Source organism: Vibrio sp. 2433-A1 (genome assembly GCF_056726085.1).
Window position 1 is genome coordinate 1 of record NZ_JBRESC010000007.1, and the last position, 15,576, is coordinate 15,576.

13 protein-coding genes and 1 tRNA gene are annotated in these 15,576 nt (G+C 45.5%); 8 read left to right on the plus strand and 6 right to left on the minus strand.

Going from position 1 to position 15,576, the window contains the following annotated elements; all coding sequences use genetic code 11:
- Positions 1 to 60: 60 nt before the first annotated feature.
- Positions 61 to 507, minus strand: coding sequence for an IS200/IS605 family transposase (tnpA, locus tag ACU01J_RS08785; RefSeq protein ID WP_481083863.1), 447 nt, complete (start codon positions 505 to 507; stop codon positions 61 to 63).
- 186 nt (positions 508 to 693) lie between these two features.
- A complete protein-coding gene (locus tag ACU01J_RS08790; protein WP_481085355.1) occupies positions 694 to 3,345 on the minus strand; it encodes a beta-N-acetylhexosaminidase in 2,652 nt (883 codons plus the stop codon).
- A 405-nt stretch (positions 3,346 to 3,750) separates the two neighbouring features.
- On the opposite strand from ACU01J_RS08790, the gene ACU01J_RS08795 reads away from it, so the two are divergent.
- The gene (locus ACU01J_RS08795; protein ID WP_481085356.1) at positions 3,751 to 4,620 is read left to right on the plus strand and encodes a TraB/GumN family protein; all 870 of its coding nucleotides are present in this window, start codon (positions 3,751 to 3,753) and stop codon (positions 4,618 to 4,620) included.
- A 298-nt stretch (positions 4,621 to 4,918) separates the two neighbouring features.
- Here ACU01J_RS08795 and ACU01J_RS08800 read toward each other — a convergent pair.
- Positions 4,919 to 4,995: transfer RNA gene (locus tag ACU01J_RS08800), tRNA-Pro, on the minus strand.
- A gap of 360 nt (positions 4,996 to 5,355) precedes the next feature.
- Between ACU01J_RS08800 and ACU01J_RS08805 the strand changes: the two genes are divergently transcribed.
- The 3 genes from ACU01J_RS08805 to rluF all read left to right on the plus strand — a co-directional run bounded on the left by ACU01J_RS08805 (position 5,356) and on the right by rluF (position 7,352).
- Entirely contained in the window at positions 5,356 to 5,496 is a 141-nt protein-coding gene (locus ACU01J_RS08805) for a DUF3149 domain-containing protein (RefSeq protein WP_481085357.1), read from the plus strand.
- Between the two features lie 144 nt (positions 5,497 to 5,640).
- Complete coding sequence (gene smrA, locus ACU01J_RS08810; RefSeq protein ID WP_481085358.1) at positions 5,641 to 6,222, plus strand: DNA endonuclease SmrA; 582 nt, start codon at positions 5,641 to 5,643, stop codon at positions 6,220 to 6,222.
- A gap of 98 nt (positions 6,223 to 6,320) precedes the next feature.
- On the plus strand, positions 6,321 to 7,352 hold the full coding sequence (gene rluF / locus ACU01J_RS08815; RefSeq protein ID WP_481085359.1) for a 23S rRNA pseudouridine(2604) synthase RluF: 1,032 nt from the start codon (positions 6,321 to 6,323) through the stop codon (positions 7,350 to 7,352).
- A 196-nt stretch (positions 7,353 to 7,548) separates the two neighbouring features.
- Here rluF and upp read toward each other — a convergent pair whose 3' ends face one another.
- Positions 7,549 to 8,175: a uracil phosphoribosyltransferase gene (upp, locus tag ACU01J_RS08820; protein WP_481085360.1), complete on the minus strand. Its 627-nt coding sequence runs from the start codon at positions 8,173 to 8,175 to the stop codon at positions 7,549 to 7,551.
- Between the two features lie 177 nt (positions 8,176 to 8,352).
- On the opposite strand from upp, the gene purM reads away from it, so the two are divergent.
- From purM to ACU01J_RS08840, 4 genes are all read left to right on the plus strand, one after another.
- A complete protein-coding gene (gene purM / locus ACU01J_RS08825) occupies positions 8,353 to 9,393 on the plus strand; it encodes a phosphoribosylformylglycinamidine cyclo-ligase (RefSeq protein WP_481085361.1) in 1,041 nt (346 codons plus the stop codon).
- Positions 9,394 to 9,395: 2 nt separating this feature from the next.
- Positions 9,396 to 10,037: a phosphoribosylglycinamide formyltransferase gene (purN, locus tag ACU01J_RS08830; protein ID WP_481085362.1), complete on the plus strand. Its 642-nt coding sequence runs from the start codon at positions 9,396 to 9,398 to the stop codon at positions 10,035 to 10,037.
- Between the two features lie 338 nt (positions 10,038 to 10,375).
- The gene (locus ACU01J_RS08835) at positions 10,376 to 10,582 is read left to right on the plus strand and encodes a YaeP family protein (protein ID WP_004413160.1); all 207 of its coding nucleotides are present in this window, start codon (positions 10,376 to 10,378) and stop codon (positions 10,580 to 10,582) included.
- Positions 10,582 to 10,773 (plus strand): DUF4250 domain-containing protein, encoded by a 192-nt coding sequence (locus ACU01J_RS08840; RefSeq protein ID WP_481085363.1) that lies wholly within the window; start codon positions 10,582 to 10,584, stop codon positions 10,771 to 10,773. The genes ACU01J_RS08835 and ACU01J_RS08840 overlap by 1 nt, the downstream gene beginning before the upstream one ends.
- 71 nt (positions 10,774 to 10,844) lie before the next feature.
- Here ACU01J_RS08840 and ACU01J_RS08845 read toward each other — a convergent pair whose 3' ends face one another.
- Positions 10,845 to 11,198: a DUF3622 domain-containing protein gene (locus ACU01J_RS08845; protein WP_481085364.1), complete on the minus strand. Its 354-nt coding sequence runs from the start codon at positions 11,196 to 11,198 to the stop codon at positions 10,845 to 10,847.
- A 344-nt stretch (positions 11,199 to 11,542) separates the two neighbouring features.
- Entirely contained in the window at positions 11,543 to 15,439 is a 3,897-nt protein-coding gene (gene purL, locus ACU01J_RS08850; RefSeq protein ID WP_481085365.1) for a phosphoribosylformylglycinamidine synthase, read from the minus strand.
- Positions 15,440 to 15,576 lie beyond the last annotated feature (137 nt).

A 15,576-nucleotide genomic window follows, 5' to 3' on the forward strand; every position in this document is an offset into this window, starting at 1 on the left:
AGTAAAAATCCACCTGCATAGCAGGTGGCTTTGAAAGGCCCCCTAAAAGGGGGCTCACTGTTAGTTTTCTAACCCCAAACGCATCTGACGCTCTTCTTCTTCCTTTCCAACACGATCTTGGTGCCGGACATACCTACGTATAATTTCCTCATTCATCCCTACTGAATCAACGAAGTAGCCTCTTTGCCAAAATTTGTTACCCCATAATTTCTTCTTTCTTAAATACGGAAATTTGTTGAACAAGCGAATTGCGGTTCGTCCTTTTACAAAACCCATATATGTCGAAACACTCAAGCTAGGTGGCAATCTCACGACCAGATGCACGTGGTCTACTTGAACATTCAGCTCTACAACCTTACAGTTCTTCATATTACTGTAGATATAGATACTTCGGTAAAGCTCCTTACCCAAATTGCCTTTCAAGATTTTCAGGCGGTATTTTGGCGTCCAGACTATGTGGTACTGACACCTATAATATACGTGTGAGGCGGATTCATATTTGCTCATGTTCTTTATTTCCTTCATTTGCTGGTTACAAACGAGGACATCTTGAACATGAGCGTTCTTCGGGCATAGCCCAAAGGAACGATCACCACCTTCTAAAGAAGGTGGTTTAAGGTTAGAAAATAAAAACGCCCGGCCATCACTGGCCGGGCATTTTTCCTTTCCGTCTATATCGGAAGGAAGGGAGAATTATTTCACCCTAGTCACTCGACTTGCTTTCTCGCCAGTCACAGACACTGAACGGATGAACACTTCACCTTCTACTTCCGGACGGGCGCTGTCAGCGTAAGTCAGCCAGTTTGCACCATCTAGTGAATATTGCAGTTCAACACCTGGGAACTGAACGTTCATTGCAAGCTTGCCATTTTCTACTTTCGCACCTGGTACCGGTAGGCGGTAGTCGATACCCGCTTTCTCTAACTTAGCCAGTTCACGTTGGCCAAGTACGTTCGCGAAACGGTTGTAGTCTTGGTTTAGAGCTGCTTTATCTACTAAATTAGAGTTTTGCGAGTACTCTACCCCAACTTTGTAGTCGTTCTCCCAATCAGCACGGTGCCATGCACGCTCAGCAGCTGCAAGTACGCGAGGGAATACCATGTACTCATATTGCTCGTCGTTACGTACTGTCTCAGACCAAAGCTGTGCTGACAGGCCGTAGAAAGGCTTCGCTTCAATCTCACCTTTACCGGTAAAGCCGTTGCCATCGCGGTCTACAGAAGTTTCTGCGTTTTGAGGCATATTCTCTGGTGCAAATCCAAACATCTTACGAGTATCCGTTGCACGTGTTGCCCAGTAGTAACCACGCTCTTTCGGGTCAACTTCGTATGGCATATCCATGTACACGTAGTCTGGGTTAGAAACAATCACGTCGTAGCCTTTATTAGACCACTCGTACACTGACGAAGTACCGCCCCAGTAAAGAACGTCCCAGAAGTTTACGCGAGTATTTTCTGTAGCGAACGCTTTCTCGCCGTCGCTGTACTTCAGACCATCTTGCCAAGCTTGGAAGTTTGGAATGCCTTTCTCAGCAACAATCTTCGACACTTCCTCTGCAAAGTGGCTTGGAAGGTGAGCAAAGTCACTGACTGTGCCATCTGTGATTAGCGTCTGACATTGTGGAGACTGTGCAAACGGCTTGTCTTGTTTAGACAGGTCAATCGTGCCTTTCCAGTTTACTTTATCTTCTGCGTTAACGTCTTGGAAACCAGCACCTAGCTTGATGTTCTTTGCTTCGTCACCACCGAAGTGCCAAGTTGTTAGTGGAGCGCCAGCTTCTTGGTGCATTGCTGCCACTTCTGAAATCACCTTATCAACAAAGCGAGTTGAAGATTCCATACATGGGTTGATGAAGCTTTGCTTATTGTAGAACTGAACCGTCGTTACGTTTGATGTATCTTGAGGATCCATCAGACGGTATTCGTTCGCTTCAGCTTCTTTACCTTCTTCCATTAGGCGGTCGTAACGAGCTTCCATTGATACTACTGCTGCACGAGCGTGAGCTGGCATATCGATTTCTGGAATCACTTCAATGTTACGTGCTTTCGCATATTTCAAGATTTCCACGTAGTCTGCTTTGCTGAAGTAACCAGAGCCAAAGTTGTCTGTCGTTGGACCAGAGCCAAGCTGAGGCAGTAAACAGCTTTTCTCTTGTGTATCGAAACAACGGTTAGCGCCCACTTCTGTCAGCTCAGGCAGACCCGGGATTTCTAAACGCCAGCCTTCATCATCGGTTAGGTGAAGGTGAAGTTTGTTCATCTTGTACGCTGCCATTTGGTCTAGCGTTGCAAGGATTGCGTCCTTAGAGTGGAAGTTACGAGCCACATCCACCATCACACCACGGTAATCAAAACGAGGCGCATCTTTAATAGACAGTTGTGGTAGAGAATCAGCATTTTGGCTATCCACCAGGCCAAAGATAGATTGTACTGCGTAGAAAGCGCCTGCTTGGTCGAACGCTTTAATCACAATACCGTCGCCTTTGATGCTCATCTCGTAAGCACCAGATTTTGCTAATTCACCGGTGAAGTCTGCTGGAACAACAGTGATGCTTACAGGAAGATCACCACGAACGTCCACACCTACCACTTCTGCACGATCTTGGATTGCGGTAAATTGAGTCGTATCAAACGCATCTTTAGGTAGTGCAATGCCACCTGAGATATCTACTGTACCTTTGCCCGCTTCAACAAACATTGGTGTTGGCAGCAACGTGGTTGATACGTCTTGTTTTGCTAAATCTTCATTCTTCTCGAAACGAGATACAGCGTTGGCAAATACGTTGTTGTCATCCGGTGTACGTTTTAGGTTGTCGCCTTCAAGGCCAGTCACGAAAGAAGTCACGTCTTCAGTGTTTAGCGAAGCAATCATCTTCGGCTCTGCGTTCGGCGCAGCAACGAAGGCCCCCGGCAAGAAGTCCGTATCAAACAGCTGCCAGTATTCAGCAACTAAAGGAAGCGTCACTTCTTCACCCGCCGCAAAACCATCAAACTTATCAGTTGGCTCAAGTTTGTGTAGATCACCGGTTACACGTGAGATTTTGAACTGCTCATTATCAACATCCAAAATCAGGCGAATGCTGTGGAAGTAAATAGCCCAATTTTTTGAGTCAATCGCTTCACCTTGATTAACGAGTGTCATGTTGACCTTGTTACAAGAGGCCCACTCAGCGCCTAGTTCCTGACATGCAAGACCATCGTTAGCACCATGGTTAGTGAGTACTTCATATTGAACATCTAAGTTTGCTGCAAGTGAGTTAACGACATTTTGCTCAGTAGACTGAAACGATGCGCAACCCGCTAACGTTGCTAATACTGAAGTCGCGATGAAAGTTTGTTTAAGCATCTTACTTACCCTTAAAAGTGGAGCGAAGCCTGAAAAGTTTGGCGTCAAAATCAAGATGCCATCACAATAGCCTGAGTTATTTTTCATCGTAAAATTAATCATCATCGAAAGTGATCTGATTCAAACCTCACAAAACCTAAAAACTAAAAGTACTTTATAAACATAAGGTTACAGTTAACGTTAATTTCGACTAACTTATTTTGACGAGATTACTGAGAAGTAAATCACAGCTTTCCTCCTCAAATGGATGCAATTCGTGAATAGTGATCACATCTCCCGTTCAGTTGTCATAAACTGAAGCGAGTAACTAGAATTCGAAATGTGATCTAACACTCACAATTGTCTCGTCAAAATACGTTGATAATTTTGGATTCAACAATTTTTCAGTAAGGCAACTCATACTTAATGCACAAACTACTTATCCCGTTTATTGCTTTAATCTACTCGACCACTACTCTTTCCGAGCCACTATTTTGGCAAGCAACAAAGGGTAAGTTGAATTACTACATACTCGGTTCCGTGCATGTCGGTGATGACAGCATGTTCCCGTTAAATAACCAGATCATGGACGCATTACAGACCAGTAATGGGTTGATTATTGAAACAGACGTGCGTAAGAGTCAGGGCCTAACTTACCCACCCGTGACATTGCTGAGCAAAGATGTCCTAACAACAAAACAACAAAGCGAGTTGAAAGGGATCGCCAATCTGTTAGAGCTGAATGCCCCTCAATTGCTAAACTCCCCACCGTGGGCAACAGCGCTCGCGGTTCAGATGAAACAGATTGAGTATTTAGGCTATAAAGCGGCGTACGGTGTCGATACGCACCTAACTTATAAAGCTACTTTTCAAAATATTCCTGTCATCAGCCTAGAGCCTCTCCAGTTTCAAATTGACCTTTTAACAGGACAAAAAGAGTCAGGAAAAGAGCTTCTTTTGAGTGCGATTGAAGAGTTTGATCACTCTGAAGAAATGACTCACTGCTTGATTAAAACTTGGAAGGCAGGAGATATCGAAAAACTGAACGAATTTGCCCAACTGACCGAAATGTCGGAAGAGTTTGAAACCGCTTTCCTTACTGACCGAAACCTAAACTGGGCCCAGCAACTTACTAACCCAAGTTGGTCTAAAGAGAACAAGGGAACGTATCTAGTGGTTGTCGGTACTTTGCACCTCATTGGTGAAAATAATGTTCTTGCGCTACTTAAAGAAGGGGGCTTCAAAGTGACTCAGCTGTCCAAAAGCAAAGCGGCATTATGTGAATTTGAATACTGAGGACACTTCGCTATTAGTCTTAACGTCATCCTCAAGAGTGAAGAACGAGCGGGTTGGGGATTTCTAATAGTCCTCACTCGACATCAGGGGATTCCCTGCTCCTTCCTTCGTCAGTCTGTGGAATGACCGATCTTTTATCTCAAGATGCAAAACAGGCTCTGCATTTCTGCAAAGCCCTTCTTTAAAAATGGTCGGTGAAGAGCCAGATTCTAATATCAGACGAACCCACGCTGGTTCGAATCTCTAAACCACAGATGCAAAAAAGGCTCTGCATTTCTGCAGAGCCTTTTTCTAAATATGGTCGGTGAAGAGGGATTCGAACCCCCGACCCTCTGGTCCCAAACCAGATGCGCTACCAAGCTGCGCTATTCACCGAAAATGTTGACGATGGAGTTTGCGTTTAAGGAGGGTTACCCTCTGGTCCGCTATTCCAAAACTCCGAGATGCGTTACCAAGTACGCTATTCACCGAGATATTTCTTCGAGCTCATTGCCCGTCAACGAGAGCGTATATTACGGATTCTGGATTTTAACGCAAGCCATTTTCATTAAGTTTTTCAAATTAATAGTTCGCTTGTATAAAACACCATCGACCGAGCATGAAGTGTGAGCAAAAACACACCACTAAAAACAAATACGCAACCTAATAACAACATTTGATCCAGATCAGTGTTGCATATTTAACCACGCATTACCTTAATCCTTGTCTTCACACAGGTAACTAGAGGAAGTGACTATGGACTTTTGGCTTGATCTCCTATTTGGTAATGCAGTAGGTCTATCTTCAATGATGGTAATCTTTGCAGCCTTTGGTCTTATGCTGTTCTACGGCGGTTACTTCATCTACAAAGTTGTGAACGACAAATCTCCTCACTAGAATCGCTTAGCCCTATTCATTGAATAGACGTTCGCTATGCACCGAAGTAGATACCTTGTCTGCTTCGGTTTTTTATTTTTTCTGATCACCTAAGCTTCATCATTGGTATAATAGTTACATTGATTACCACTCTGAGATGTCGTTATGTCTCAAGACGATGATTTTGCCCTCTTTCAACAAATGATGGGCGACGTAAAACCTCTTCAACAAGATACTACTGAGCATAAAAAACAGCATCAGGTCTCTGATTCTCAACTTGCTAAACGTGAAGCTGCGATTTGGCTTACCGAAGGTGACCCTGAGTATCTTTCTATCGATCACGCAGAGATGATTAAGCCTGATGATATCATCGAGTTCAAACGTGACGGGGTACAAGATGGCGTTTATAAAAAGCTGCGCCTTGCCAAGTACCCTATTCAAGCCAGATTAGATTTGCATAAACGCACCCTAGAACAAGCACGCGATGAAGTGGTTAAGTTCTTAAAGCAATGTATGCGTATGGATATTCGCACCGTCGTGATTGTTCATGGCAAAGGTGAACGCTCAAATCCACCAGCACTAATGAAAAGCTTCGTAGCCCAATGGCTGATGCAAATTAAAGAAGTGCAATGTGTTCACAGTGCCCAGCGTTTTCACGGAGGGACGGGGGCGGTGTACGTTTTACTACGAAAAAGTGCCGAGAAAAAAATCGAAACTCGCGAACGTCACCAAAAACGACTGGGTTAACGCTTAGCACAGTGCTAGAATGCGCGCCCTCTATGTGCTGTTCTTTTTTTCGGCCAGCCCACCTTTTAACCGCCGTTGTGAAACGTTAGGAGAACAACATGTCACAAGATAACGCTAAACGCCTTAATAAGTTTATTAGTGAAACTGGTTTTTGCTCGCGCCGCGAAGCTGACCGCCTCATCGAGCAAGGTCGTGTCACTATTAATGGTCAAGTGCCTGAAATGGGCACCAAAGTCCAGCTAGGTGATGATGTCCGTGTCGATGATAAACCTATCGCCGCTGCCACTGACAAGCCTGTTTACATCGCACTTAATAAACCAACTGGCATTACCTGTACCACCGAACGTGATATTCCGGGCAATATCGTTGATTTCGTTGGCCACAAAAAACGTATTTTCCCGATTGGTCGTCTAGATAAACCCTCTGATGGTCTTATTTTCCTGACTAATGACGGTGATATCGTCAATAAAATTCTTCGCGCCGGTAACAACCACGAAAAAGAGTACGTAGTACGTGTTGATAAGCCGATCGGCGATGACTTCATCAAGAAGATGTCTTCAGGCGTCAACATTCTCGACACAGTAACGCTTCCTTGTACTGTAACTAAAGAGACTAAATACTCATTCCGTATCGTATTGACGCAAGGTTTAAACCGTCAGATTCGTCGTATGTGTGAAGCCTTAGGCTATGAAGTATTTAAGCTTCGTCGTGTGCGTATTATGAACATCTCTCTAGATGGTATCCCTAACGGTCAATGGCGCTACCTAACAGATGCAGAAGTTGCTGAGATCCTGGCGATGTGTGAAGACTCAAGCGGCACAGAAGAAGCATCAAAGATGGACGCTAAAGGTAAACGTATCCGCCGCGCGACTGATGCTAAGCTCTTCGATAGCCGCGAAGAAAATCAGGAATCAAAAGCTCGCCGCAACCAAAAACAACGCACCTTTAAAGGCCGCAACGCCGACGAGTTCCGTCACGCACCAAACTCTAAGAAGGGTCGCAACAGCGATAAACACAGTGAGCCAAAAGGTAAGCAGGCTAAAGGCAAGACTTTCTATAAGCCTGTTTCAGATAAAGCGCAGCACCCAGCAAAGCCAAAAGGCGGCGGCACATTAAGTCTGAAGAAATAGAAGATACTGCAAAAGGGCTGGCGTAATACGTCAGCCCTTTTAATTTCTGCCCGTCATCCTAGAGAGTGAGGAACGAACGAGTTGGGGATCTCTCAACAAAACAGATTCCCTACTCTCTCCTTCGTCGGTCTATAGAATGACAGGACGTAAAAAGGAGCCAATCGACTCCCTTTTTAAATCATTCACTATCGACCGCTTATAGCGTACCGAAGATCTTATCACCCGCATCGCCTAGACCAGGAACGATGTAGCCTTTGTCATTAAGCTTCTCATCGATTGCAGCTGTGAATAGCTCAACATCTGGGTGAGCTTTTTCTAACGCTTCAATACCTTCTGGCGCAGCTACTAGAACAAGAACCTTGATTGCTTTACAACCTTTCTCTTTTAGAAGGTCGATTGTTGCGATCATTGAACCACCTGTTGCAAGCATTGGGTCAACAACAAGCGCGATACGCTCGTCCATGTTAGACGCTAACTTGTTGAAGTATGGTACTGGCTCAAGCGTCTCTTCATCACGGTAGATACCAACAACACTGATACGTGCGCTCGGCATGTGCTCAAGAACGCCATCCATCATACCTAGACCTGCACGTAGGATAGGCACTACCGTTACTTTCTTACCTTTGATTTGGTCCACTTCCACTGGACCGTTCCAACCTTCAATGGTCACTTTCTCTGTTTCAAAGTCTGCTGTTGCTTCGTAAGTCAGTAGGCTACCTACTTCTGTCGCTAGCTCACGGAAGCGCTTCGTGCTGATATCACCTTCTCGCATTAGACCAAGTTTGTGCTTCACTAGAGGGTGTTTCACTTCAACAACTTTCATTTCCATCTCCGGATTTCAGGTAAAATTTAATCAAACCTCCAGATTATAAACGATTTCGTTCTCAATTTCTGCCTAATCATGGCATAAAAAAACTTACGCAAACGTTTGCTATATGGGTTTATCCACTGTTAGAATAGCGCCGTTTTCATATCCAACTTAAAAACCGAGGACTTCCCTGTGAGTGCTGATAACACATCTCTTAGCTACAAAGACGCTGGCGTTGATATCGATGCAGGCAACGCGCTTGTTGACCGTATTAAAGGTGCTGTAAAACGTACACGTCGCCCAGAAGTAATGGGTGGTATTGGTGGTTTTGGCGCATTATGTGAACTGCCAACTAAATATAAGCAGCCAGTATTGGTTTCTGGTACTGACGGTGTGGGTACTAAACTTCGTCTTGCTTTGGATATGAAAAAGCACGACACCATCGGTGTTGACCTAGTTGCAATGTGCGTGAACGATCTTATTGTTCAAGGTGCTGAGCCACTGTTCTTCCTAGATTACTACGCAACAGGAAAACTTGATGTTGATACAGCAGCTGACGTAGTCTCTGGTATTGCTGACGGCTGTGTACAAGCAGGTTGTGCGCTAATCGGTGGTGAAACGGCTGAAATGCCGGGTATGTACGAAGGTGAAGACTACGACGTTGCAGGCTTCTGTGTTGGTGTTGTAGAAAAAGAGGACGTAATCGACGGCACAAAAGTAGCCGCTGGTGATGCACTTATCGCAGTAGGTTCAAGCGGTCCTCATTCAAACGGTTACTCACTGATTCGTAAGATCCTTGAAGTATCTGGCGCAGATAAAAACGAAGAACTAGCTGGTCGCACTATTGGTGAGCACCTACTAGAACCCACAAAGATTTACATTAAATCAGCACTGAAAATGATTGAGAAACACGACATCCACGCGATTTCTCACATTACAGGTGGTGGTTTCTGGGAAAACATCCCACGCGTACTTCCAGAAGGCGCTAAAGCGGTTGTTGATGGTAACAGTTGGGAATGGCCAATCATCTTCAAATGGCTACAAGAGAAAGGCAACGTAACGACTCACGAAATGTACCGCACATTTAACTGTGGTGTAGGTCTTGTTGTTGCTCTACCTAAAGACCAAGCAGACGCAGCAGTTGAGCTATTAAAAGCCGAAGGCGAGAACGCTTGGGTTATCGGTGAGATCGCAAACGCTGCAGCTGGCGAAGAACAAGTAGAGATCAAATAAGCATGAAAAGTATCGTCGTTTTAGTTTCAGGAAACGGTTCTAACCTGCAGGCAATCATTGATGCATGTGACAAGGACATTACTGGTGGTCGTGTTACCGCAGTATTTTCCAACAAAGCCAATGTCTATGCTTTAGAGCGCGCTGAGAACGCCGGTGCTGCGGCACACTTCCTTGACCCTAAAGCCTTCGATACCCGTGATGCTTTTGACCATGAGTTGATGAAGCAGATCGATGAATATAAGCCAGATGTCATCGTACTTGCTGGTTACATGCGCATTTTAAGTGGTGAATTCGTTCGCCACTATATGGGCCGCATGATTAATATTCACCCTTCTCTGCTACCTAAGTACCCTGGTCTTAACACTTATCAACGTGCTATCCATGCTGGTGATGAAGAGCATGGAACTAGCGTTCACTTTGTGACTGAGCAGCTTGATGGTGGTCCTGTTATTCTGCAGGCTAAAGTGCCAATTTTCGACGAAGATACTGTCGATACTCTAACTGAACGCGTTCAAACTCAAGAACACAAAATTTACCCTATGGTAGTTAAGTGGCTGGTTGAAGAGCGTTTGGTGATGAAAGACGAAAAAGAAGCTTACCTTGATGGTGAACTTCTTGGTATGCACGGCTACGCTGAAGAATAATACTCTTACTATCACGATTTAAAAGGCGAGCGTACACAGCTCGCCTTTTTTGTTTTGTGCCCTTATTAATCCCCTATTCATCTTTACTCCATTAAGCTGTCAAAAAATGATGGAGGTAATCTATGGATCTTAAAACCCTACTTACAAGAGCTAGCCAAATAGCTTCGTTTAGACGGTGAAGTGACGTATCAACTAGAGCAACAACTGCAAAATTGATTTCTCTGTATAAATCTCAAGCACTACTCGACAAGGCTTGAGCTAGAACAAGCTTAAGCTTTGAGTTTACTAAACCGAGTGTGTATATTTGAGAGCAGTTATCATTTATTGGAGTTGAAGCTATGCAAGTATATGGCTGTTGTGAACTGGTTCGTGAGCTATACGCTCAAATCGGCAGTGGTGACCAAGCGTATGTCCCACAAGCAATTTCATGCGCAGTAAGAGCGTTGAATGATATTGCGGCAGATGAATCTCTACCTAAAGAAGTGCGTGATAAAGCCGCCTTTGCTGCTGCAAACCTGCTTATTTCCGACTTCGAGGATAAGTAATGAATCTGGCGAACTTTGAAAGCATGGATCCGATTATGTTGATGAGTATCGTCAACATGAAGCTACGTGATGATTTTGGCGGTGACTTAGACAAACTTGTTGCTTACTTCGATATCGATAAAAGCGCGTTAGAAGCAAAGCTCGCCACTGCTGGTTTTGACTTTTTGCCTGATGCGGGTCAATTCCGTTAACTTGAACTACAAATAACTAGCTACAAAAAAACCGCCAAATAGGGCGGTTTTTTATTTGCTATGAGTCGCGATTATTCTTCGTCGAAGAAATCGTCTTCATCATCAAGTTCAGCTTGTGCTGCTGCAGCAAGTTTCGCTTCTTCAATACGGCGTGCTTTCTTTTCCGCTGCTTCTTGTGCTAAACGCTCTTCACGTTCAACACGAACCTTACGCGCTTCGCCTTTACGCTCGTTACGAACTGCTTGATTCTGAACAAAGCTCGCAAGCTCTTTTTCAGCCCACTCTTGAGCTTGAGCTTCAGTTTCAAAGCCTGTTTCACGCTTAGATACTGACGTTTTGCGTGAAGTCACTTGGCGAGTGATCTCTGCACACCAACCGTTACGTTTTTCTGTAACACGAATGGCAAATTTTTGATTTTTAGACATTTGTTAATTTCCTAAGGGATTAATCAGGGATTCGGTCAACTTGATAACTCCATCTAAGCTGAGCTGTTTAACACCATCCCTTGGCAAGGGCGGTATTAAAACTTAAAAGCCATCGTTTGGCTAATGGTTTCTTTCAAAGAATGGAGATTATTAATAGCGTCATCCTCAAGAGTGAGGCACGAACGAGTCGGGGCTCTCTCAACGCGAGTAGAAAACCAACAGAGACTCCCTACTCCCTCATTCTTCGCTCTATGGAATGACAGAGGTCTAATCAAATAAAAAGCGCAGACCTTTCGATCTGCGCTTTCATTATGCTGCTAGAGAAAAAAATTACGTCTTCTCAATTAACCTACGTTCTTACGTGCGTTCTGGAACATGCGCATCCAAGCACCGTTCTCGCCCCAACCTTCTGGAGACCATGAGTTCGCTACTGTGCGGAATACACGCTCAGGGTGCGGCATCATGATAGTTACGCGGCCATCTTGAGTCGTTAGACCTGTAATAGCGTTTGGCGAACCGTTCGGGTTGTTCGGGTATTGCTGAGTCGCATTACCGTGGTTATCAACGTAACGTACTGCGACTGTACCTGACGCTTCAATCGCTGCTAGGTGATCTGCATCACGCACTTCTACGCGACCTTCACCGTGAGACACTGCGATTGGCATACGAGAGCCTTCCATACCATCGAAGAATACAGAGTCAGACTTTTGTACTTCTACTAGGCTGAAGCGAGCTTCAAAACGCTCAGATTCGTTACGAACGAAGCGTGGCCATAGGTCCGCACCAGGAATTAGCTCTTTCAGGTTCGACAGCATCTGACAACCGTTACATACACCTAAAGAGAAAGTATCTTCACGTTGGAAGAAGCCTTGGAACTGGTTACGAGCTTGCTCATTGAACAGGATAGATTTCGCCCAACCTTCACCAGCACCTAGTACGTCACCGTAAGAGAAACCACCACAAGCCACTAGACCTTGGTACTCTTCAAGTACCGCTTGGCCCGTTAGGATGTCGCTCATGTGAATATCTGTTGCTTCAAAACCTGCACGGTCAAACGCTGCTGCCATTTCAACGTGAGAGTTAACGCCTTGCTCACGCAGAATTGCCATCTTAGGCTTAACGCCTTTTGCGATATATGGCGCTGCAATATCTTCGTTAACATCGAAGCTTAGCTTAACATTCAGACCTGGGTCAGAGTTGTCTTTCTTCGCTTCGTGCTCTTGATCAGCACATGCTGGGTTATCACGTAGGCCTTGCATCTTGTGCGTTGTCTCAGCCCAGATAGTACGTAGTTCAGTACGGTTACGCTCAAGAACTACTGTCTCACCAGAAGTAATCACTAGCTCGTCAGACGCTTCTACGCTGCCAATTACGTGTGAACACGCCTCAAGACCGTTTGCTGCCAGCGTTGAAAGCACAGCATCTAGGTCGTCGTTCCTAACCTGAAGTACTGCACCTAGCTCTTCGTTAAATAGTGCTGCTAATGCATCTTCACCAAGGTCTGCGATGTCTGCTTTAACACCACAGTGACCTGCGAATGCCATCTCAGCAAGCGTTACGAATAGGCCACCATCACCTTTATCGTGGTAAGCCACTACTTGATCGTTCGTTACAAGAGCTTGAACGCCTTCGTAGAAACCTTTTAGCTGCGCTGCGCTGTCAACGTCTGCTGGCTTATCACCAAGCTGCTTGTAAACCTGTGCTAGTGCAGTTGCACCTAAACGGTTTTGACCGTTACCTAGGTCGATTAGAACCAGTGACGTAGCACCTTTGTCAGTACGAAGCTGAGGAGTAATTGTCTTACGTACATCTTCAACACGTGCAAACGCAGTGATGATTAGAGATAGCGGAGAAGTTACTTCTTTCTGCTCGCCGTTCTCTTCCCACTTAGTCTTCATCGACATTGAGTCTTTACCCACAGGGATAGTTAGGCCTAGTGCTGGACATAGCTCCTCACCTACCGCTTTCACCGCTTCGTAAAGACCCGCATCTTCACCTGGGTGACCTGCTGGAGACATCCAGTTAGCAGACAGTTTAATGTGTTTGATATCACCGATGTTTGTCGCTGCGATGTTAGTGATTGCTTCACCTACCGCTAGACGAGCCGAAGCACCAAAGTCTAGTAGAGCGACTGGTGTACGCTCACCCATCGACATCGCTTCACCATGGTAAGTATCGTAGCTTGCCGCTGTTACCGCACAGTTAGCTACTGGTACCTGCCATGGACCAACCATTTGGTCACGTGCAACAAGGCCAGTTACAGTGCGGTCACCGATAGTGATAAGGAATGTTTTCTCAGCCACCGTTGGTAGACGCAGCACGCGGTCAACCGCTTCATTTAGCTCAATGCCGTCACAGTCGATTGCAGGGTTGTTCGCTTTTAGCGTTTTCGCATCACGGTGCATCTTAGGTGTCTTACCTAATAAGATATCCATTGGCATGTCGATTGGCGTGTTGTCGAAGTGTGAGTCTTCAAGTTTCAGCTCACGCTCTTCAGTCGCTACACCAACAACAGCATACGGTGCACGTTCACGCTTACAGATTGCATCGAATGCTGCCATGTTCTCAGGCGCAACGGCCATTACGTAACGTTCTTGTGATTCGTTACACCAGATCTCAAGAGGGCTCATGCCCGGCTCATCGTTTGGTACATCACGTAGCTGGAAGATACCGCCACGCTCACCGTCATCAACAAGCTCTGGAAGTGCGTTAGAGATACCGCCCGCGCCCACATCGTGGATGAATGCGATTGGGTTAGCATCACCTAACTGCCAACAACGGTCGATCACTTCCTGACAGCGACGCTCCATCTCTGGGTTTTCACGCTGTACTGAAGCGAAATCTAGATCTTCTGCTGATTGACCAGATGCCATTGAAGAAGCAGCACCACCGCCAAGGCCGATGTTCATTGCAGGACCACCAAGTACGATTAGGCTTGCACCTACCGGGATCTCTTTCTTCTGAACGTGCTCGTCACGGATATTACCCATACCACCAGCAATCATGATTGGCTTGTGGTAACCACGAACTTCTTCGCCTGCGTGAGAGTTTACTTTCTCTTCGTAAGTACGGAAGTAACCTAGTAGGTTTGGACGACCAAATTCGTTGTTAAACGCCGCGCCACCTAGCGGGCCTTCTAGCATGATATCGAGTGCGTTAACGATGCGACCTGGCTTACCGAAGTCTGTTTCCCATGGCTGTTCAAAACCAGGAATACGTAGGTTAGATGTTGTGAAACCAACAAGACCTGCTTTTGGCTTACCACCGATACCTGTTGCGCCTTCGTCACGGATTTCACCACCAGAACCAGTCGAAGCACCCGGCCAAGGAGAGATAGCCGTTGGGTGGTTGTGCGTTTCCACCTTCATTAGGATGTGCGCTTTCTCTTGGTTGTAACCGTACTGACGAGTTTCTGGATTCGGGAAGAAACGACCGACATCAGAACCTACCATTACTGCTGCGTTATCTTTGTATGCAGACAGTACGTTTTCAGGCGTCGTTTCGAAAGTATTCTTGATCATCTTGAACAGAGACTTCTCTTGCTTAACGCCGTCGATAGTCCAGTCTGCGTTGAAGATCTTATGGCGACAGTGCTCAGAGTTCGCCTGTGCAAACATCATTAGCTCGATGTCAGTTGGGTTGCGATCTAGCTTGTTTACGAACGCATCGTAAAGGTATTCGATTTCATCATCCGCTAGAGCAAGGCCTAGGGTAACGTTTGCGTTTTCAAGCGCAGCACGGCCACCAGCAAGTAGATCAACGTCCGCTACTGGTGCAGGCTCAGCAATTTGGAACAGTGCCGCAGCTGAATCGAAGTCAGTGAAGATAACTTCCATCATGCGGTCATGAAGAATCGCTTTAAGCTCAACCAGTTGAAGCTCAGACAGGTCAGATGATGTTTCGATGTAGTAAGCCGTACCGCGCTCTAGACGAGCAACTTTAGCTAGGCCACAATTATTCGCGATGTCCGTAGACTTAGAAGACCAAGGAGAAATAGTACCAGGACGAGGAGTCGCAAGTAGAAGAAGACCTTCTGGCTTGTGCTCTTCAATTGTCGGACCGTAAGTCAGTAGTTTTTCTAGTTTCTCAACTTCAGACGCATCTAGGTCTGCCGTTAGATCTGCAAAGTGGGCAAACTCAGCGTAAATACCTGTTACAGGTAGGCCTAGTTCACGACAAAGCTCTAGAAGCTTGTTAACACGAAATTCAGATAGAGCTGGGGAGCCACGAAAAATTCTCATGTACTTAGGTCTCTTATGCAATTGATTAAGGTGATATTGGAATAAATTCAGTGGGTTAAAATGTTCTAGAGCACCTAATTGCTCTATACATTTCACTGTTTTCTTCGAAGCTATTCCGAAGGTTTTTCAAACCTATG